The organism is Oligella urethralis DSM 7531 (assembly GCF_000372065.1).
Lineage (GTDB): Bacteria > Pseudomonadota > Gammaproteobacteria > Burkholderiales > Burkholderiaceae_B > Oligella > Oligella urethralis.
Genome location: NZ_AQVB01000012.1, coordinates 1 through 20641, shown reverse-complemented (window position 1 = coordinate 20641; position 20641 = coordinate 1). Strand labels below are relative to the sequence as shown.

The following is a 20641-nucleotide window of genomic DNA, read 5'->3' as shown; positions in this document are numbered from 1 at the left end:
TTGTCTTATTCAATACCTTTTGCGCGATCTTTATGGAATTGCGCTTGCCATTGATCAAATCGGTTCTGTTCTAGTGCCTCCCGTATCTCCTGCATCAGGTTCAGGTAATAATGTAAATTATGCAGTGTATTTAAGCGCGCACCAGTAATTTCATTGGCTCGGTGGAGGTGGTGTAAATAAGCCCGTGAGAAATGACTGCAGGTATGACAGCTGCAGCTCGGGTCGAGTGGGCGCATATCATCTTTGTAGCGTGCATTGCGGATTTTAAGATCACCAAAACGGGTAAAGAGCCAACCGTTACGCGCATTACGTGTGGGCATCACGCAGTCGAACATATCCACCCCTTGGCTAACGGCATACACTAAATCTTCCGGTGTGCCCACACCCATCAGATAGCGTGGTGCATTGTCTGGTAGTTGGTGGGCAACGTGTTGTAATACACGCTGCATATCTTCCTTGGGCTCACCTACCGATAAACCGCCAATGGCATAGCCATGAAAGCCAATATCAACCAAACCGTCCAAGGATTCCTTGCGTAAGTCCTCAAACATACCGCCTTGTACAATGCCAAAGAGGGCGTTGGAATTTGCCAGTTCATTAAATGCGTTTTTCGAACGCTTGGCCCAACGCAAGGAAAGGCGCATTGAACGTGCCGCTTCCTCATGGGTGGCCGGGCGGCCATCAATTAAATAAGGGGTGCACTCATCCAATACCATGGCGATATCGGAATTTAGCGCAGTTTGAATGCGCATGGACTCTTCAGGTGAGAGAAAAAGCTTTTCGCCGTTTAAGGGCGAGGAAAACTTCACTCCTTCCTCGTGTAATTTGCTGCGTAAATTACTTAAGCTAAAAACCTGAAAGCCGCCGGAGTCTGTCAAAATTGGCTTTTTCCACTGCATAAAATCATGCAGACCCCCAAACTTCTGAATCACCTCGGTACCGGGACGTAACCAGAGGTGAAAGGTATTTCCTAAAATCACTTGTGAGCCAATGCTCTCTAGCTCGTGCGGTAACATGGCTTTAACTGAGCCATAGGTACCGACCGGCATAAACATCGGTGTTTGCACTGTGCCGTGGTTTAGTTTGATGGCGGCCCGTCTGGCTTTGCCGTGGGTATTAAGTAAGGTAAATTCTAAAGCTGACATTGATACGTGAATTTTAAACGAGTTGATCAAAAATCAATAAACATGGCATCGCCATAACTAAAGAAGCGATAGCGCTGCTGAATGGCGTGCTGGTAGGTTTTTTTCATGCTGTCCAATCCCATCAGTGCAGCAACGAGCATTAAGAGGGTGGACTGCGGTAAATGGAAGTTAGTGATTAAGGCATCAACCACTTTAAACTGATACCCTGGGGTAATAAATAAACGGGTATCTCCTTGGTGCGCAAGCGGGCAACGCATTGCTTCTATCGCACCACCAAATTGCGCTGCCGATTCCAAAGCACGCACGCTCGTGGTTCCTACGGCAATCACCCGACCACCGGCTGCCCGCGCCGATTGAATCGCCGTCACGACCTCGGGGCCAACCTCATACCATTCGGCATGCATGATATGGTCCTTGATGGCTGTGGTTCTCACCGGTTGAAAGGTGCCGGCACCGACATGTAAGGTGACAAAGGTGGTGTTAATGCCTTTTTGTCTTAACTGCTCCAACAGCTCATTATCAAAGTGGAGACCAGCGGTTGGGGCTGCCACTGCTCCCGGGGTTTTAGCATAGACGGTCTGATAGCGTTCATCATCCTCTGCATCTGGGGTGTGCGTAATATAAGGTGGTAAAGGAGTGGCACCGAACTCCTCCAGCAATGGTAGTAATGGCTTAGAAAACACTAATTCGTAGAGCGCATCCTCACGGCCCAGGACCTGTGCGCTAAATTGATCATCCGCAAAATGCAGTGTGCTATCAAGTTTGGGCGCTTTACTGGCCTTAATATGGGCAAGGGCACGCTGATCGTCAAGTAAGCGCTCAATTAAAATCTCAATCTTGCCACCGCTGCTTTTGTGACCAAAAAGCCTCGCTTTAATTACCTTGGTGTTATTAAATACTAATAAATCATGGGGTTTCACAAAGTCAATGAGCTCGGTAAATTGATGGTCATGACAATGGCCCTGCACATCCACGCGTAACAAGCGGCTTTTATTACGCTGCTCGGCAGGTGATTGTGCAATTAAGTCTTCAGGTAATTCGTAATCAAAATCACTCAACGTTAAGGTGTTGTCGAGTGGGGGCAGTGTTAAGGAGTTGTTATTCATATCTTTCTGAGAGCTAAAAAGCAATTATAAGGCCTAGCTGTGCTTGATAACGTTTCTACTGCGAATGTCAGCGATTTAGTGTGATTATTAACGCTCTCCGCGTAGCAAAAAAATTATCACAGAGATGAGAAAGTGTGTCTTTTTTTGATAGACTAAGCCTTAACAAAAAAATTAACACACCCCCCCAATTTTGCGGAGATTTTATGGCTATTCATGAGGTTAAGCATCCTTTAGTGCAACACAAACTCGGTTTGATGCGCGAGATTAATTTAAGTACTAAGAGTTTTAGGGAGTTGGCAGGCGAGGTAACCACTTTGTTAACCTATGAGGCGACTAAGGATTTTGCCTTGGAAGAGCATGAGGTGCAGGGTTGGTGTGGTCCGGTTAAGGTACAAAAGCTGAGCGGGAAAAAAGTCACGGTGGTGCCAATTTTACGTGCGGGTATTGGTATGTTAGAGGGCGTATTAACCTTAATTCCCGGTGCCAAGGTGAGTGCGGTGGGGATTGCCCGTGATGAAAAAACGTTTGAAGCAGCGACTTATTTAAAAAAATTGGTTGATGATTTAGACCAGCGTTTGGCAATTATTATTGATCCGATGTTAGCAACGGGTGGCTCCATGGTGGCGACTATCGATATGCTAAAGCAAGCCGGTTGTAGGGAAGTGCGTGCCTTGGTGCTAACGGCTGCACCCAAAGGTATTGATGCCGTGCTTTCTAAGCATCCTGATGTGCAAATTTATACCGCTGCCATTGATGAGGGCTTAGATGCGAATAACTATATTCTGCCAGGCCTGGGTGATGCTGGTGATCGTATTTTCGGGACTCGACAAAAGGATTAAACGAGCCTATACCATTGATATTCGGTTCTTGTCAGCAAATATTGCTAAGGGTAATAATTTAACTCTTTGCTTGATGATAGCAACTGTTTTGCGTTAAAACATAGTTATAGTCATTTAACATTAAACTGATTGAAGGAGAGTAAAATGGCCACTACAAATAATGCGAAAAAGAATATTGAAAATATCAAAGACACGGTTCAACAAACAGAAGAAGAATTATTAGAAAGCTTACAAGCTGCGATTAAGGATGCGGAAAAGATTCTTGGTGAAGCCAAATCTGCAAATGAAGCCAAAGCTAAGGAGCTACGAGCTAAAGCACGTGAAACACTAGAAGCAGCTTACGGTAGTTTTGAAGATGCCAAGGATAGCATTGTCGACCAAGGTAAAGAGCTGGTTGACCAGGGTAAGGACTGGGCCGAGCGCCACTATAGCAAGGGTAAACGCACTGCCGCCAGACTATATGAGCAAGGTCATGACTATGTCGACGATATGTACGACAGCGCGCTTGAGTTTAGAGATGATATGGTGGACCGTGGTCATCAATTTGCCGAAGAGGCAGATGATTATGTACACCAAAACCCTTGGACTACCATCGGTATTGCCAGTGTTGCTGCTTTATTATTAGGCGTTATTATTGGTCGTCGCTAATCTTTTTAGTTGTTATTAGCTTTTATTTTAGCAATTTAAATAGATTCCCGTAGATAGCTAAATTGGCGCTAGTGCTAAGTCTAGGTGTTTCTAGATAGCCTTAGCGCCTTTTTAGTGTTTAATAAAAGGTGAGTCATTATGTCCTTAGCTCAGGATTCAAAAGATTTAGTTAATACGATCGCCGCCACCCTAAGTAATCGAGCGGAGTTATTTGGGCTCGAGCTGGTTGAGGAGCGCAAGCGTTTTGTAAGTGCTGTGGTGTTTGGTGTGGCAGCGGCAATTTTAGGCATGTTTTTTCTCTTGGGGTTGTCCTTTTTAGCATTGATGCTGTTATGGGATAGTCCTTATCGTTATGCCGTCGTCGGTGGTGTGACAGTGCTCTATGCAGTGTTGGCCTTAGCTTGTATCGCCAAATTAAAAGCGTTATTTACGGACAGCAAACCCTTTGCGGCAAGTGTGCAAGTGCTTAAAGATGATGCGGCTAAGCTTAAGGGGGAGATGCTGACGGCACCGCCATTTAGTCCTGCGGCATCCCGCTCGGATACAAGTGCAGGGTCAAGGGAGGTTTAAGATGACGAATCAGGTAAAAAAATCTCAGCAGCCGGATAAGCGTAAAGCGCTCTTAATGGCTAAAATTTATGCCGAGCGTGAGTTGATCGGTTTACAGGGTCAGCGCTTGATCTATGATGTTAAGCCATCCACAATCAAAAACAACCTGTTTGAAGGCGCCGTCGAGCGATTTGACCAAAGCCGCAGCGCTAGCCGTTTGTTTGCTTATGTTGATCGTCATCCGGCGATTAGTTGGGCAGTGGCGCAATTATTAAGACAGGGGGTTAAGCGTACGCGCTCGTCTTTATGGCGTCCTTTAGCGTTTGGCTTGGCAGCCTGGTTTGTCAACAGTCGCAAGCGTGCTATTCGACGTGAGGCTGCGCGTAAGACACCATTGACGGGGCCACGTGTGCGGGCGCATTCGATGCCGTTGAAGGCTGAGGATGAGGCGCTTTATCTGGACGCTGCAGAACGAGCTGTCCAAGGCACTCGCCCAGACAGTCCAGCGCAAAGACAGCGTGTTAGACGCAGACTGCTGCGTCGTCGTAGCTAAACACCAAGGCTGTTAGGCATAAAAAATGGCAGTTGGAAAATTGAATCCACTGCCATTTTTTTATGATAGCGCTTAGTGCCTTAATTGCTTAGCGTCTCAACTTGGGCCTCACGTCGAGCTTCATCCGGTAGGATGCGGGCGATTAAGGCATTGTCCATGCCTTGCATATTAGGGATTTGCACAAAAATACCACTACCGGCGGCCACCTCAGTAGGCTCACCATTGCGTAGCATTTGCTCCAAACGTACCGTTTTATTGCCGCTTGGATGGATAATCTCAATTTCATCACCCACTCTGAAGTGGTTTTTGACATCAATCATGGCCCAGCCATTTTCATCAATGTCAGTGACCTGACCGACAAACTGACTGCGTTTTGAGATGGAGTGACCGCTTAGGTAGTTTTGATAATCTTGCGTTTGGTGTCGCTCTAGAAAGCCACTGGTGTAGCCGCGATTAGCCAGACCTTCGAGATCAGCTAATAAGCTGTAATCAAACGGTCTACCCGCAACTGCATCATCAATCGCACGGCGATAACTTTGTGCTGCTCTGGCGACGTAGTAAACAGACTTGGTGCGTCCCTCAATTTTCAGTGAGTCGACACCGATTTCCGCCAGTTTGGCAACTGATTCAATCGCTCGTAAATCCTTAGAGTTCATGATATAGGTGCCATGCTCGTCCTCCATAATCGGCATATAGGAGCCGGGACGATTGGTTTCTTCGATGAAATACACCTTATCAGCTAAGGGGTGACGTTGTTGGCCATTAATTCCCTCAAAGAGGCTGTCGGCCTCCTCTTTGGCTTGTTCGAAGTTAAAGCCTTGTAATAGGGCGGGTTCAGGCGTGCCGCTATGATCCTCAGCTGAATCATAGACCGTGTAGTTCCAACGACAAGCATTGGTACAGGTGCCTTGGTTCGGATCGCGATGGTTAAAATAACCTGACAATAAGCAACGACCGGAGTAGGCGATGCAGAGGGCGCCATGCACAAAAACCTCAAGCTCCATATCAGGTACTTCCTGGCGGATCTCAGCGATTTCCTTAATTGAAAGTTCGCGCGATAAAATAATGCGTTCAATACCGACGCTTTGCCAGAAGCGTACACCCCAGTAATTGGTGGTATTGGCTTGCACTGACAAGTGAATTGGCATGTCTGGCCAACGCTCACGCACCATCATAATTAAGCCAGGATCTGCCATAATCAGCGCATCAGGCCGCATCGCAATCAGCGGCTCCATATCACTTAAAAAAGTCTTTAGTTTGTTGTTGTGCGGTAAGGTGTTAACCGTCAGGTAGAACTTTTTATTGCGTTGATGGGCCTCAGTAATCGCCTGCTCTAACACAGTTAGTTTGGCGAATTCGTTATTACGCACACGCAAGGAGTAGCGCGGGCTACCGGCATAGACGGCATCTGCGCCGTAATCATAGGCAGCACGCATGCGTTCTAAGCCGCCAGCAGGTAGTAATAATTCAGGTGCTTTCATGTATATAAAAATCGTCGCTTCTTAGGTGAAGATGATGTCAGTGAATATGTATTTTGGCGCGCAAAGTATTAAAGCGCTTATGCCTGAAAATCAGGAGTTAAGCGCTATATTTTAATTTATACTGCGCCGCTATGTGAGCTAAGGCTTTGTTTTTAATAAAATAAATTAAAAACCTAGCTGCTGCCACAAAGCATCGACGCGCTGCTTGACCTCGGACTTCATGGTGATGGGAATACCCCATTCTCTATCGGTTTCACTGGGCCATTTGTTGGTGGCGTCCATGCCCATTTTACCCCCAAGACCGGATACGGGGGAGGCAAAGTCCAGATAATCAATAGGGGTATTTTCTACTAACAACGTATCACGGGCTGGATCCATGCGTGTGGTCATGGCCCAGATGACCTCTTTCCAGTCACGGGTATTGACATCTTCATCCACTACCACGATAAATTTCGTGTACATAAATTGACGCAAAATACTCCACACACCAAACATCACGCGCTTGGCATGGCCAGCATATTGCTTGCGGATGGACACCACTGCCATGCGATAACTACAACCCTCGGGTGGTAGATAGAAATCCACGATTTCGGGTAATTGCTTACGTAGCAGCGGCACAAATACCTCATTCAGTGCTACGCCTAAAACGGCTGGTTCATCAGGTGGTTTGCCTGTGTAGGTACTGTGGTAAATGGGGTTTTTGCGCATGGTAATGCGCTCCACGGTAAATACTGGGAACCAGTCCTGCTCATTATAGTAGCCGGTATGATCGCCATAAGGTCCCTCTAAGGCCAGCTCATAATTGGCTAAGAAGCCCCCCGGCATAGGCGGCATTTCCTCACTTAGTTGTGGGGCAATGGCAGCAGGATGGTTGCTTGGCAATATATGGCCTTCAAGGACAATTTCGGCACTAGCGGGCACTTGTAGCTCATTGCCGATCGACTTAACTAACTCGGTGCGTGAGCCTCTGAGTAGGCCAGCAAATTGATATTCTGATAAGCTGTCTGGCACGGGTGTCACTGCGCCCAAGATGGTGGCTGGATCCGCTCCTAGGGCAACGCTGATTGGAAAGGGCTTGCCAGGATTGGCAAGCGCATGATCGCGAAAGTCCAAGGCACCGCCGCGATGCGACAACCAACGCATAATTAGCTTATTAGGTCCTAGTAATTGCTGTCGATAAATACCGAGATTTTGACGCTTTGCATGAGGCCCCTTGGTAATCACTAAACCCCATGTGATTAAGGGTGCGACATCACCAGGCCAGCAGGTCTGAATCGGCAGCTGGTTTAAATCCACGGCATCGCCCTCTAGTACAATCTCCTGACAAGGTGCAGAGCGTTGAACCCTAGGTGCCATATCCCACAGCGCCGACTTTAGCATGGAGACCTTTGAAAATGCGTCCTTAAGGCCGCGTGGTGGTTGCGGTTCACGCAATTCAGCTAGCAACTCACCGACTTCTGTTAAGGCTGAAATATCTTCGGCCCCCATTCCCCACGCAACGCGTTCAGGGGTGCCGAACAGATTGGTCAAGACCGGCATGGAGGCTTTTTGTCCCTGGTGCTGGGCGTAATTAAATAGCAGGGCAGGACCCTCAGCACGCAACACACGGTCACTGATCTCGGTCATTTCCAAGTCGGTGGAAATGGCAATATCGATAGCTTTTAATTGTCCGCGTTGCTTTAATTGTTGGAGAAAATCTCTGAGATCCTTATATTTCACCTAAAAAATCCTCTAATCGTTGTACTGCGATTTTTAATTGCTCAATGCCGGTGGCATAAGAAAGACGGAGCATTTTCTTCGCATGGGCAGGACCAAAATCTAGTCCCGGTACCGTGGCAATACCCGCTTTTTCTAATAGTTGGTTGGCAAAATCAACGCTATTATCACTAAATTTACTAATATCGCAATAAATATAAAACGCCCCATCTGGTTTTACTGGGACCTCAATGCCTAAGCGCGCCAATTCAGGTAGTAAGTAATCACGACGCTCTTTAAAGGCGGCACGTCTTTTTTCATAAATCGCCATGGACTCTGGAGCAAAGCATGAAATAGCCGCATGTTGGGCGAGGGTAGGAGCACAAATCGTCAAACTACTGGAGATTTTTTCAAAGGCTGGCACCAAATGCTCTGGAGCAATAATCCAGCCTAGACGCCAACCGGTCATGTTAAAAAACTTGGAAAAGCTATTAATCACCACAATTTCTGGGTCGTGTGCAAGCCCTGATTTAGCCTGATGGTCATAGCTTAAACCTAAGTAAATCTCATCTAAAATCACAATACCACCGAGTGACTTCACGGTAGCGCAGATTTTAGCTAGCTCTTCTTCAGTGATGCTGGTGCCGGTCGGGTTGCTCGGTGAGGCAATTAAGACTGCACGTGTTTTAGGTCCCCAATTGGCTTTGATATTCTCAGCCGATAGCTGAAAGCGATTCTCTGGCGTGCAAGGGATGAGTTTAGTTGTGGCACCAGCGGTCAAGATAAAATTAAAATTAGCTGGATAATAGGGATCGGGCATTAAGACCTCATCCCCTGGATTTAATAGGGTCTGAGCCGCCAGTAATAAAGCCCCAGAGGCCCCAGTTGTGATAATCACTTGTTGGTGGCTAATATTGCTGCCGAATTGCTCATTATAATAATCGGCAATGCAGAGACGTAGAGGCTCTAAGCCTAGGGTTGCGCTGTAGCCACTGAGACCATTTTCTGTGGCCTTGATAAGCGTCTCGCACACCAGTGGTGGTGCGGTAAAATCGGGCTCGCCGATACTTAAACTGATAATATCACGGCCGGCTTCACGTAATGCTTGTGCCTTTTTGGCAAACTCAACAGCATGGAAAGTGACCGATTCTGCAACACGATTAGCTGGTTTAAACATAGATATCAATGCCTGATATAAAAATAGCTGGACTAAGCCAATATGATTAGATAGCAAAAAGTTTTACCATTATACTTGTTCGATTGCCTGCTTTGCTATGGAGAGACACAGTTTAAAATTTGCATGTGCTAGCTTATGGATAGACGTTCTTTTTTAAAAATACACAACGCCGCTGCCGATGAGGCATGGTCTTTGTTTTGCAATCGGCTCCGACGTTTTGTGCATGGGGCATGGGAGAGTCTAGCTGAGAGTAGCGATGGTTATCCGCAGGCACGTTTGCAATTAGAGCGGGCACTTGATTTTGACCATGTGCGCGCCTTGGCTGAGCAGTATGATATTGCCTTGGTGCTAGATGGCACGCTACCCTTTGATGCCTTAATTGGTCGCCCCGGCTTGTGGTTAAAGCTGCCGCAGACCATGGAGGAGCCTGATTTTTTCAGTGAAGAGGCTTGTCTTGCCCCCGCGACCACCTTGGTGGGTACATTACTTGAGCAGGGTTATGAGCAGTTCAGAGGGGTGCCGCCACTGCTTAATTTGGCGCAATGGTTTGCTGATCCTCATTATCATGATATGCGTCCTGGACTTAGTTTTTTATCTGGGGTAGAGCGTATGCAGGTGGTTTTTGCCAATGGCGATAAGGCGGTGGTGGGTGGCTTTGGCGTAAATGATACCGCACCTTTAAACATTGCCATTTTACATAAAGCCATTCCACGGTTATTTGAGATGTTGCAGCAAACTCAGATTCGGGAGGCACTTGAAGCACCGATTTGGCCTTATGCATATCGCTTCGATGCCTTACACAATAAGCATGTCGATCCGAATATCGCTCGGGTATTTTTAGGGCATCGTGGTAGTTTGTTATGGGTACAATCTTTGGTAATACGCAAAATACCTCCGCTCCAGCGCCTTTTGCGGACAGCTGCAGAGTGGCAACAGGGCTATGCTGAGGGGCTTTGCGGGGGTGAAGCGGATTTAGAAATTAAGCAATTATTCGACCCAACAGGCATGTATCCCTACTTTGACGAGCTATTCAAGACTTTTTAATGTAATTCATTAAATAATACGTTAGTATTGAGTATAAATTAGCGAGTACGCTGAATTGCTGTCATCCCCTGTGTTGATAGCGCGTCCGCTGTCATTATTTCATCATCACTCTCAAGAATTAAGGATTTTATCAATGGACGATACGTTGCGCGAAGCCGCCTTGTTTTATCACCGACAGGGTAAGCCGGGTAAGATTTCGGTAGAACCGACTAAAAAGCTGGCTAACCAGCGAGACTTGGCCTTAGCTTATTCCCCGGGTGTGGCTGCGGCTTGTGACGAAATTGTTAAGGACGCCGCAAACGCTAGCCTGTATACAGCGCGCGGTAACCTGGTGGGCGTTATTACTAACGGTACGGCTGTCTTAGGCTTGGGCGAGATCGGTGCCTTAGCCTCTAAGCCTGTGATGGAGGGTAAGGCTGTACTATTTAAGAAGTTCGCCGGGATTGATTGCTTTGATATTGAAATTAATGAAAAGGATCCGGAGAAATTAGTTGAAATTATCGCTGGATTAGAGCCTACCTTCGGTGGTATTAACTTAGAGGATATTAAAGCGCCAGAGTGTTTTATAGTCGAGCAAAAATTACGTGAGCGTATGCGTATCCCAGTGTTCCATGATGATCAGCATGGTACCGCGATATGTGTAGCTGCTGCCTTTATTAATGGGCTTAAGGTGGTTGATAAAGCTATCGATGAGGTGAAGTTGGTGGTGTCCGGCGCCGGCGCTGCAGCCTTAGCTTGTCTGGATTTGTTAGTGGATTTAGGTGTGCCGCTTGAGAATATCTGGGTGAGCGATATTGAGGGCGTTGTTTACAAGGGTCGTACCTTGTTGATGGATGAGAAAAAGGCGCGTTACGCTCAAGAAACCTCGCTGCGTACCCTTGATCAGATTATTGATGGCGCTGATGTTTTCTTGGGACTATCTGCAGGGGGTGTGTTAAAGCAGGATATGGTTAAAAAAATGGCTGCGCAACCCTTAATCTTAGCCTTAGCAAATCCGAATCCTGAAATTCTGCCAGAGTTAGCCAAAGAGGTGCGTCCGGATGCGGTGATTGCAACTGGTCGTTCTGATTACCCGAATCAGGTTAATAACGTACTTTGTTTCCCCTATATTTTCCGTGGTGCACTCGATGTCGGTGCTATCAGCATTACGCGTAATATGGAAATTGCTTGCGTGCATGCGATTTGTAATTTGGCTCAAGAGGAACAAAATGAGCGTGTGGCGGCAGCTTATGAGGTGACGGAGGTATCCTTTGGTCCCGAATACTTGATTCCGAAGCCCTTAGATCCGCGCTTAATTACCCGCATTGCGCCAGCCGTTGCGAAAGCCGCGATGGAAGATGGGGTGGCCACACGTCCGATTGCGGATTTTGATGAGTATATCGGTAACTTAAAAGAGTTTGTTTATCACTCAGGTGCCTTTATGCGCCCTCTATTTACGATGGCGCGTCAATTTAATATCGAACAGGATAAGAAATCTCGTATCGTCTTTACCGAGGGTGAGGATGAGCGTGTGTTACGTGCGGTGCAAGTATTGTTAGACGAAAAAATTTGCGCACCGATCTTAGTGGGTCGACCTGAGGTCTTAGCTAAGCGTATTAAGCAGTACGGATTACGCATTGATTTAGAGACGCAAGTAGAAGTGGTAAATCCTGAGATGGATGATCGCTACAAGGTGTATTGGCAGTCTTATTGGGAGATGCGTAAGCGTGCCGGTGTGAGCCAAGAGCTTGCACGTGTCGAAATGCGTCGACGCATGACCTTGATTGGTGCGATGTTGATGCACCTTGGTGAGGCTGATGGCATGATTTGTGGTACGGTCGGCACCTATACTGGTCATTTGCAGTGGATTGATCAGGTCTTAGGGATGGATGAAAATGTTAGTACCTACGGTGCGCTAAGCTTATTAATCCTACCTGAGCGAGTGATTGCCATAGCCGATACACATGTTAATCCAGATCCCACGCCTGAAGAAATTGCTGAGATCACCTTAATGGCTGCTGCCGAGTTGAGACATATTAAAATCAACCCTAAGGTCGCACTGTTATCGTCTTCAGACTATGGTACGGATTTTCCGATTTCTGGTGAAAAAATGCGTAAAGCATTAGAAATCATCCGTGAGCGTGATCCAGCGCTTGAAATTGATGGGGAAATGCACGGCGATATGGCGCTGAATGAGGCTTTACGCAAGAAGCGTATGCCGGATTCGCCATTGACTGGGAGTGCTAATTTAGTGATTTGCCCTGATATGCAAAGTGGTAATATTGCGTATAACTTATTAAAGTCTTCTGTCGGCAGTAATGTATCCATCGGTCCTTTCCTTTTAGGATGTAAAAAACCAGTGCATATTTTGACTTCTAGTGCGACGGTGAGACGAATTATTAATATGACAGTCTTGGCTGTGGTTGATGCAAATACCCGTGCATCCTAGGGTCAAATTATTTTAAAATTGAAATTAGTATCTCAGTTATTGCTTGTTTGAGGAGATGGGATGGTCAAAAAAACAGCGACAAGCTTAGAGCAAGTCTTTGCAGTAGGTGGCGCGATTCCAGAGGAGCTTGCCCAGCTTGAAGCGGTCAGTGAATTGGCTGCTTCCCAAGGTTTGACCTTTTTTAATGTTAATTGTGATAAAGCGCGTAATGTTTCAGCTGTATTACGCGCAGTATCCAAGGCGGTCGATTATCCATCTTTTTTCGGTTCGGATACAGACGCCTTATTGGACTGTCTTAATGAAACCAATACGGATCAGAAAAAGGGCATGGTGCTCTGGCTCCAGAGTCTGCATTCAGAGGATGATGCGTTGCGAGAGTTTGCTGGGCAGTTAGACGGCATCTTGCAGGATGTGACTAAATTTGCTGAGAGCAAGGGGCGCCGCTTTGCTTATTTTGTTGAGCATGTTGGTCCGCATGAGGCGCCTGAGCCTGGTAAGGCACCCACACGTTATGGTGAGATTGACGAGTAATTAAGTTAAGCTTGCTTTAGTTGCTGTCAGGCTTCGGGACGTTGCTTCCGAAGCCTGAATTGTAAGAGCTAGGGTGGAAGTGCGATCAGTTCCAGTCTAATAGGGCTAGGCAGGCAGAGGCCAGGGCAAGTCCGGCGGTTTCAGTTCTGAATATGCGCTCGCCCCAAATCACTTTTTGCAAGGTGGAGCGACTGCTGTGGTCTTGGCCATAAGAAGCAAAGAGAACCAGTTCATTATCTGACCAGCCACCTTCAGGCCCGATCAAAAGACAAATCGACGCCAGTGTATCTGGCGCTAAGTGGTCTCGGTACTGTATTAAATAATCGCTGAGTTTGCTGCCATTTTCATGATGACAGAGTAGCAGTAAATCATAGGATTGCTGCTCTAAAAACTGCTTTATTGAGCTTACATCACTCACAGCCAAGGGGAGATTGCGACCGCATTGCTCAGCTGAGCTATTGGCGATGCTTTGCCAGCGCTGTAGGCGCTTTTGTAGGCGACTGCCGCTTAGCTGTAATATCGAACGTTCTGCCTTTAGTGGATGAATCGCAAGGACCCCCAGCTCGCTATTTTTTTCTATAATCCAGTCCATTTTATCGCCGCTTGGTAGGGCTTGGGCAATGGCAAGGTGTCCACCTGGTAAACGGTTGTCTGCAGTGAAAGTGCCGATACGAGCTTTGGCTACGCCATTGTCAAAAAATAGCTGTGCCGCAAACTCCCCGCCTTGACCATTAAATAAAACTATCCCATCACCATCACGTAAACGTAAACTACGCCCTGCATGATTAGCAATCTCCTGCGACAACACCACAGTCTCGTTAGTGGCTAAGGGGGCGGGATAGAAAAAGCGGGGTAGGGACATAAAGCTCCATGGAACAAAGGATAAATGATAGAATGTTAAACCACAATAATTTGCTTAAATTATAAGCCACTTATCACAAAATTTCTGATATAGGACGGATATGAACTCTTCCTCAGGTATTCAACCGACGGATTTAGCAAATGCGATTCGCGCCCTTTCGATGGACGCTGTTCAACAAGCCAATTCCGGGCATCCCGGCGCCCCCATGGGCATGGCTGAAATTGCTGTTGCACTTTGGACGCGTCATCTAAATCACAACCCAAATAATCCACTTTGGCCTAATCGGGATCGTTTTGTACTATCTAACGGTCACGGCTCAATGCTACTTTATTCATTGCTGCATTTGAGTGGTTATGATTTACCGATAGAAGAGATTAAAAACTTCCGTCAATTACATTCCAAAACACCTGGTCATCCAGAAAACTTTGTTACTGCTGGGGTCGAGACCACCACCGGTCCTTTGGGGCAGGGTTTAGCGAATTCGGTTGGCTTTGCCTTGGCTGAGCAACTTTTAGCCAAGGAGTTTAATCGTCCTGGTCATGAGATTGTTGATCACAATACCTATGTATTTGTGGGTGACGGTTGTTTGATGGAGGGTATCTCGCATGAGGCATGTTCATTAGCCGGTACGCTTAAGCTTAATAAGCTGATTGTACTGTACGATGATAATGGCATTTCGATTGACGGTGAGGTGCAGCCTTGGTTTAGTGATGATACCGCTAAGCGTTTTGAAAGCTACGGCTGGCAGGTGATTCCGCAGGTGGATGGGCATGATGTTGAGGCGGTGAGTGCGGCGATTGAACAAGCCAAAACCTGGGCTGCTGAAGCTGATCGTGGTCCTACCTTAATTTGCTGTCGCACTGTTATCGGTCAGGGTTCGCCTAAATTGGCTGGTACGGCCAAGGTGCATGGTGCGCCTTTGGGAGCTGATGAAATTCAAGCCACGCGTCAAGCCATTGGTTGGGATGCTGAGCCCTTTGAGATTCCGGAAGCCATTAAATCGGCATGGGATTTACGCGAACAGGGTACACAAAAAGAAGCGCTTTGGGCGGATAAATTTGCTGCCTACAGTGCCGCTCATCCTGAGTTGGCACGAGAGTTTGAGCGCCGTATGCAGGGTGATTTACCAGCCGATTTCGCAGTACGTTTTCAAGCTTTCTTAGATGAAACCGTGCAGCGAGCTGAAACCGTTGCAACACGTAAGGCCTCGCAGTTTGTGATTGAGGCCTTGCAAGCGATGCTGCCTGAGTTGATTGGTGGTTCCGCTGACTTAACTGGTTCTAATTTTACTGATTGGTCGGGTGCGGTAGCCGTCCGAGCCGGTCAGGATACGCCAGCCGGACGTCATATTAATTATGGTGTACGTGAATTTGCGATGGCAGCGATGATGAACGGTATGGCTTTACATGGTGGTTATTTGCCTTTTGGCGGCACCTTCCTGACCTTTTCCGATTATTCGCGTAATGCCATTCGTATGGCGGCCTTGATGAAGCAGCGCGTGATTCATATCTTTACCCATGACTCTATTGGTTTGGGTGAGGATGGTCCGACACACCAGTCGATTGAGCATGCAAGTAGCTTAAGACTGATTCCTAATCTAGATGTCTGGCGCCCATGCGATACGGTAGAGACCGCGGTTGCTTGGCGCTCTGCTGTTGAGCGACCAGTAACAGTAGGGGCTCAGGTTAAAGATGGCGGGCCTAGCGCTTTACTACTTTCCCGACAAAATCTGCCATTTATGCCGAGAACTGAGACTGCCTTGGCACAAATCGCCATGGGTGCTTATGTATTAAGTGATGCGGATAATGCGCAAGCGGTGATTGTAGCCACTGGTTCTGAGGTGGAAATTGCCATTAAAGCCCAACAGCAATTAGCTGCTGAGGGTATTGCTGTACGTGTGGTGTCCATGCCTTCAACTAATGTCTTTGATCGTCAGAGCAAAGCCTATCGTGAGGCAGTGTTGCCACCGGCTTTACCCACGGTGGCGGTAGAGGCGGGTAGTACCGACCTTTGGTATAAGTATGTAGGCCGTGATGGTGCGGTTGTTGGTATCGATAGTTACGGTGCATCAGCGCCGGCCGGTCAGTTATTTAACTATTTTGGCTTGACGGCTGAGAAAGTCGTTGCAGCGGTGAAGAATCTTTTATAAGGAGTCGAAAAATGACGATTCGTGTTGCTATTACAGGTTTTGGTCGTATTGGTCGTAACGTTTTACGTGCCCATTACGAAAACAATAAAAAGCATGATATCGAAATCGTGGCGATTAATATGTCCGGCGATTTTGAAACTAATGCCCATTTATTAAAATACGATACCACGCATGGTCGTTTTGATGCGGATGTGCAGTTAGACGGCGATCATTTTGTGATAAATGGCGATCGTATCCGTTTGTTTGCCACCCGCGATCCTAAGGAATTGCCTTGGGGTGAATTAGATGTGGACGTGGTGTTGGAGTGTACGGGTGCTTTTACTAGTAAAGCCAAGGCGGAAGTGCATTTAGAGTCTGGCGCTAAAAAGGTCATTATTTCAGCGCCTGGCGGTGATGATGTCGATGCAACGGTGGTGTACGGTGTTAACCAGGATGTTTTAAAAGCTGAACACACGGTGATCTCTGCTGCTTCTTGTACAACTAACTGCTTAGCCCCGTTGGTGAAGCCTTTGCATGAGGCTATTGGGGTGGAAAATGGTTTAATGACGACTATCCACGCCTATACCAATGACCAGGTGCTATTAGATGTGCGTCATAAGGACTTGCGTCGTGCGCGTTCAGCCTCAATGAATATGATTCCGACCAAAACCGGTGCTGCCAAGGCGCTAGGTTTGGTATTACCTGAGTTAAATGGTAAATTAGACGGTTATGCAGTTCGGGTACCAACCATTAACGTATCGATGGTGGATTTATCCTTTATCGCTAAGCGTGAAACCACGGTTGATGAGGTTAATCGCATTCTTAAAGCAGCCTCTGAGGGTGAGTTAAAGGGTGTCTTAGGCTTTAATGATCTGCCCCTAGTTTCGACCGACTTTAATCACAGTAATGAATCCAGTATTTACGATGCCACCCTAACCAAGGTTAGCGGTCGTCTGGTCAAGGTATCTTCTTGGTACGATAACGAGTGGGGCTTCTCTCAGCGTATGCTGGACAATACAGTGGCTTTGATGAATGCTAAGTAATTAGCTGGCGACTCATTTCACAATGAAAATCAGTAATTAAGTAAAAGACAAAGGCGGCATTTCAACTACGGATTGAATGCCGCTTTGTTACTGCTAAACGCTATTTAAAATATAGCAGAGTCTTTGGGAGCTCTTCATGTTTAAAATTAAAACACTCGCTTCATTAGCTGAGCGGGGCGAATTAAAAAATAAGCGTGTCTTTATTCGCGCTGACTTAAACGTGCCTTTTAATAGTCAAGGCGAAATTACCGAGGATACACGCATCCGAGCCTCAATCCCCGGGATTAAACTGGCTTTGCAAAGTGGTGCAGCCGTGATGGTTTGCTCTCATTTAGGCCGCCCTGTCGAAGGAACAGAAGCTCGTCCTGAGGATAGTTTGGCACCTGTGGCAGCGCATATGGCTGAGCTTTTAGGTCAAGCAGTACCCTTAGTGCAGAACTGGGTTAATGGCGTTGATGTTAGTCCCGGTCAGGTGGTGGTGTTAGAAAACTGTCGTCTCAATGTTGGTGAGAAGGCTAACGCTGATGAGCTATCTCAACAAATGGCTAAGCTCTGCGATGTTTATGTAAATGACGCATTTGGTACAGCGCACCGGGCCCAAGCCTCTACCCATGGTATCGCTAAATTTGCCCCCGTTGCTTGCGCTGGTCCCTTATTAGAGGCAGAATTAGTCGCTTTAAGCGTGGCCTTAGAAAAGCCTAAACGTCCGCTTGTCGCTATTGTGGGTGGTTCTAAGGTGTCCACTAAATTGTCGATTCTAGAAAGCTTAGCTGATAAAGTCGATCAGCTGATTGTGGGCGGTGGTATTGCCAATACCTTTATGTTGGCTGAGGGTCTGAATATCGGAAAATCCTTAGCTGAGCCTGAACAGTTAGGACAAAGTGAGGCGGTGATTAAGAAAATCCTTAGCCGCAACGCACACCTGCCCATTCCCGAAGATGTGGTGGTGGGCAAAGCCTTTGCCGCCGATACGCCTGCTGAGACAAAGTCTGCTACCGAAGTGGCTGAAGACGATATGATTTTTGATATTGGTCCTAAAACTGCGGCTAGCTTAGCTGGTATGTTAAGCAAAGCTGGCACCATTGTTTGGAATGGTCCGGTCGGTGTGTTTGAATTTGATGCCTTTGCTGGTGGTACGGAAGTGATTGCAAAAGCCATTGCTGAGAGTGAGGCCTTTTCTATTGCAGGGGGCGGTGACACCCTAGCCGCAATAGCTAAATTCGGTATCGCTGATAAGGTGAGTTATATCTCCACGGGTGGTGGTGCCTTCTTGGAGTTTTTGGAAGGTAAGAAGTTACCCGCTTTAGAAATTTTAGAGCAACGCTACGAAAGCTAAGTCATGTAAGTTTTTGCGCCGTGCTAGCAACGTGTGGCTAAACTAAACTAGCCTGATGGTATGATGCTTTACATACCATCAGGCTTTTTTGATAAAGCGCGTTAGTTATTATGCGTCATATCAAGTGGCACAATATATTTATCAAAGTCTTCAGCGCTTAAATAGCCAAGTGCGAGTGCCGACTCGCGTAGACTCAGCTTTTCATGATGCGCTTTTTTGGCAATTTCAGCCGCTTTATCATAACCAATATGCTTATTTAAGGCCGTGACAAGCATCAGATTTTTCTCTAGATTCTGCTTGATTTTTTCAAGTTCGGGCTCAATACCGACAGCGCAATGATCATTAAAGGCCAATGCCGCATCCGCTAGGAGCTGAATGCTTTCAAGTACATTATGAACCATCACGGGCTTATACACATTTAACTGGAAATTGCCTTGACTATTGGCAAAGGCGACAGCGGCGTCATTACCAAAGACCTGCACGCACACCATGGTCAGCGCTTCCGCCTGCGTGGGATTCACTTTACCTGGCATAATAGATGAGCCCGGTTCATTTTCGGGAATCGTAATTTCACCGATACCGCAGCGAGGGCCACTCGCTAGCCAACGCACATCATTCGCCATTTTCATCAGAGCCATGGCCAGTGTGCGTAAGGCGGCTGAGGTTGCGCTTAGGGCATCATGTGCGGAAAGGGCAAAGAATTTATTTTTCGCACTACGGAAAGGGTAGCCAGTCGCTTTAGCAATATTCGCTGCGCATAGTTCACCAAATTGCGGGTGTGCATTGAGGCCTGTACCGACGGCCGTGCCGCCAATGGCTAAATCGTATAAGCCTTGCATATTGAGCTCAATAGACTCCATGCCGTAGTCAATTTGTGCGACCCAGCTGGAAATCTCCTGACCTAAGGTAATCGGTGTGGCGTCTTGTAAATGTGTGCGACCGGTTTTGACAATCTCTTTGTAAGCCTCGGCTTTAGCGGCGAGGGTATCACGCAAAACCTTAATGGCTGGGAAAAGTGTTTCCTTCAGCTCCAAAACGGTGGCAATATACATGGCGGTGGGGAAAGTGTCATTTGAAGACTGACCGCGGTTTACGTGATCATTAGGGTGAACCGGTATTTTGGAGCCCATGCTGCCGCCAGCTAGTTCAATCGCACGATTAGAGATGACCTCATTGGAATTCATATTGGACTGGGTGCCGGATCCGGTTTGAAACACAACGAGCGGGAAGTGTGCATCTAATTTACCCTCAATCACCTCATCGGCGGCTTGGATAATGAGCTTAGCCACCTCAGCCCCAATCTCGCCTAATTCGTCATTGGCCTCTGCAGCGGATTTTTTTAGAATGCCTAAGGCGCGGATCATGCTGCGACCCCATTTAAAGCGCGCTACACCAATCGGGAAGTTTTGAATGGAGCGCTGTGTCTGGGCGCCCCAATACTTATCCTCAGGCACCTCAATCGTGCCCATTGAATCGCTTTCAATTCTCATACGCTATCTCCCTACATTCAAGGTTTAAGAAAAATTATCAATCCTACTAGTGTACACTGCTAATAGAGAATAGTAATCACTATCAATTAAATTAACAAAAGCTATGTCAGCATTAGGGGATAGAAACTAGTGATATCCCTAAATGAAATGTAATAAAAAATAACGTATAGTAATCACATGCAGGTGAGGAGACGCGCTCTGCATGAGCAGAAATCCCAATCGAAGTATTTTGGGTCTGTGCTACTAGATATTAATGACACGAAGTACGAGACAGCTTCAATACAGCAAGTAGCACGGTACAATAAAAACAGCGCAAAGGGCGGATTCATTGTGAGTTCGCCCTTTTTTATGTGTTTGCCCAGCGAGGTTGGCAAACCCGACAGGTTGCAAGAGACCTGTATCACCCTGACTAAGGGGAAGATAATCCGAATGGCAAGGGCGTTGCCGGCTAACGGCAGGGTCTGAAGGAAGCCATAGGAAGTAAGATGTCCATAGCGTTAGTGAACCTGATTCGGCAGGTTAGGGGGGTAAGCGTGCATAATCTCGCAAAGCCCAATACTTAGTCAGCCCTAACATGTGATTGAGG

Annotated in this window: 17 protein-coding genes; 10 read left to right on the top strand and 7 right to left on the bottom strand. The window is 47.1% G+C overall.

Going from position 1 to position 20641, the window contains the following annotated elements; translation table 11 throughout:
* Positions 1–5: 5 nt before the first annotated feature.
* Positions 6–1145 (bottom strand): tRNA guanosine(34) transglycosylase Tgt, encoded by a 1140-nt coding sequence (tgt, locus tag A3GA_RS0107635; protein WP_026156878.1) that lies wholly within the window; start codon positions 1143–1145, stop codon positions 6–8.
* Between the two features lie 26 nt (positions 1146–1171).
* Positions 1172–2251: a tRNA preQ1(34) S-adenosylmethionine ribosyltransferase-isomerase QueA gene (gene queA, locus A3GA_RS0107630; RefSeq protein ID WP_018026807.1), complete on the bottom strand. Its 1080-nt coding sequence runs from the start codon at positions 2249–2251 to the stop codon at positions 1172–1174.
* Between the two features lie 203 nt (positions 2252–2454).
* On the opposite strand from queA, the gene upp reads away from it, so the two are divergent.
* The 4 genes from upp (at position 2455) to A3GA_RS0107610 (ending at position 4840) form a co-directional block, all read left to right on the top strand.
* Complete coding sequence (gene upp / locus A3GA_RS0107625) at positions 2455–3090, top strand: uracil phosphoribosyltransferase (RefSeq protein WP_018026806.1); 636 nt, start codon at positions 2455–2457, stop codon at positions 3088–3090.
* 144 nt (positions 3091–3234) lie between these two features.
* Positions 3235–3738 (top strand): ElaB/YgaM/YqjD family protein, encoded by a 504-nt coding sequence (locus A3GA_RS0107620; RefSeq protein ID WP_018026805.1) that lies wholly within the window; start codon positions 3235–3237, stop codon positions 3736–3738.
* Positions 3739–3876: 138 nt separating this feature from the next.
* The gene (locus tag A3GA_RS0107615) at positions 3877–4308 is read left to right on the top strand and encodes a phage holin family protein (protein WP_018026804.1); all 432 of its coding nucleotides are present in this window, start codon (positions 3877–3879) and stop codon (positions 4306–4308) included.
* A gap of 1 nt (position 4309) precedes the next feature.
* Positions 4310–4840 carry a hypothetical protein gene (locus tag A3GA_RS0107610; protein WP_018026803.1) on the top strand — a complete coding sequence of 177 codons (531 nt, stop codon included), beginning with the start codon at positions 4310–4312 and terminating at the stop codon, positions 4838–4840.
* A gap of 80 nt (positions 4841–4920) precedes the next feature.
* Here the strand turns inward: A3GA_RS0107610 and trhP are convergent, their stop codons facing one another.
* The 3 genes from trhP to A3GA_RS0107590 form a co-directional block, all read right to left on the bottom strand.
* The gene (gene trhP, locus A3GA_RS0107605) at positions 4921–6321 is read right to left on the bottom strand and encodes a prephenate-dependent tRNA uridine(34) hydroxylase TrhP (RefSeq protein WP_018026802.1); all 1401 of its coding nucleotides are present in this window, start codon (positions 6319–6321) and stop codon (positions 4921–4923) included.
* 165 nt (positions 6322–6486) lie between these two features.
* Positions 6487–8040: a UbiD family decarboxylase gene (locus A3GA_RS0107595; protein WP_018026801.1), complete on the bottom strand. Its 1554-nt coding sequence runs from the start codon at positions 8038–8040 to the stop codon at positions 6487–6489.
* Positions 8030–9193, bottom strand: a complete 1164-nt coding sequence (locus A3GA_RS0107590; protein ID WP_018026800.1) for a pyridoxal phosphate-dependent aminotransferase — start codon at positions 9191–9193, stop codon at positions 8030–8032. Before A3GA_RS0107590 ends, A3GA_RS0107595 begins: the two co-directional genes overlap by 11 nt.
* A gap of 135 nt (positions 9194–9328) precedes the next feature.
* On the opposite strand from A3GA_RS0107590, the gene A3GA_RS0107585 reads away from it, so the two are divergent.
* The 3 genes from A3GA_RS0107585 to A3GA_RS0107575 all read left to right on the top strand — a co-directional run bounded on the left by A3GA_RS0107585 (position 9329) and on the right by A3GA_RS0107575 (position 13196).
* Positions 9329–10237, top strand: coding sequence for a hypothetical protein (locus tag A3GA_RS0107585; protein ID WP_018026799.1), 909 nt, complete (start codon positions 9329–9331; stop codon positions 10235–10237).
* A 133-nt stretch (positions 10238–10370) separates the two neighbouring features.
* Positions 10371–12665 (top strand): NADP-dependent malic enzyme, encoded by a 2295-nt coding sequence (locus A3GA_RS0107580; protein WP_018026798.1) that lies wholly within the window; start codon positions 10371–10373, stop codon positions 12663–12665.
* A gap of 60 nt (positions 12666–12725) precedes the next feature.
* The gene (locus tag A3GA_RS0107575; RefSeq protein WP_018026797.1) at positions 12726–13196 is read left to right on the top strand and encodes a barstar family protein; all 471 of its coding nucleotides are present in this window, start codon (positions 12726–12728) and stop codon (positions 13194–13196) included.
* An 85-nt stretch (positions 13197–13281) separates the two neighbouring features.
* On the opposite strand, the gene A3GA_RS0107570 is transcribed toward A3GA_RS0107575, so the two are convergent.
* The gene (locus A3GA_RS0107570; RefSeq protein WP_018026796.1) at positions 13282–14058 is read right to left on the bottom strand and encodes a 16S rRNA (uracil(1498)-N(3))-methyltransferase; all 777 of its coding nucleotides are present in this window, start codon (positions 14056–14058) and stop codon (positions 13282–13284) included.
* Between the two features lie 100 nt (positions 14059–14158).
* On the opposite strand from A3GA_RS0107570, the gene tkt reads away from it, so the two are divergent.
* The 3 genes from tkt to A3GA_RS0107555 all read left to right on the top strand — a co-directional run bounded on the left by tkt (position 14159) and on the right by A3GA_RS0107555 (position 18565).
* The gene (gene tkt, locus A3GA_RS0107565; protein ID WP_018026795.1) at positions 14159–16207 is read left to right on the top strand and encodes a transketolase; all 2049 of its coding nucleotides are present in this window, start codon (positions 14159–14161) and stop codon (positions 16205–16207) included.
* A gap of 11 nt (positions 16208–16218) precedes the next feature.
* The gene (gene gap / locus A3GA_RS0107560; RefSeq protein WP_018026794.1) at positions 16219–17229 is read left to right on the top strand and encodes a type I glyceraldehyde-3-phosphate dehydrogenase; all 1011 of its coding nucleotides are present in this window, start codon (positions 16219–16221) and stop codon (positions 17227–17229) included.
* A gap of 136 nt (positions 17230–17365) precedes the next feature.
* Positions 17366–18565, top strand: a complete 1200-nt coding sequence (locus tag A3GA_RS0107555; RefSeq protein ID WP_018026793.1) for a phosphoglycerate kinase — start codon at positions 17366–17368, stop codon at positions 18563–18565.
* Between the two features lie 101 nt (positions 18566–18666).
* On the opposite strand, the gene fumC is transcribed toward A3GA_RS0107555, so the two are convergent.
* The gene (fumC, locus tag A3GA_RS0107550; protein WP_026156876.1) at positions 18667–20055 is read right to left on the bottom strand and encodes a class II fumarate hydratase; all 1389 of its coding nucleotides are present in this window, start codon (positions 20053–20055) and stop codon (positions 18667–18669) included.
* Positions 20056–20641: the final 586 nt, after the last annotated feature.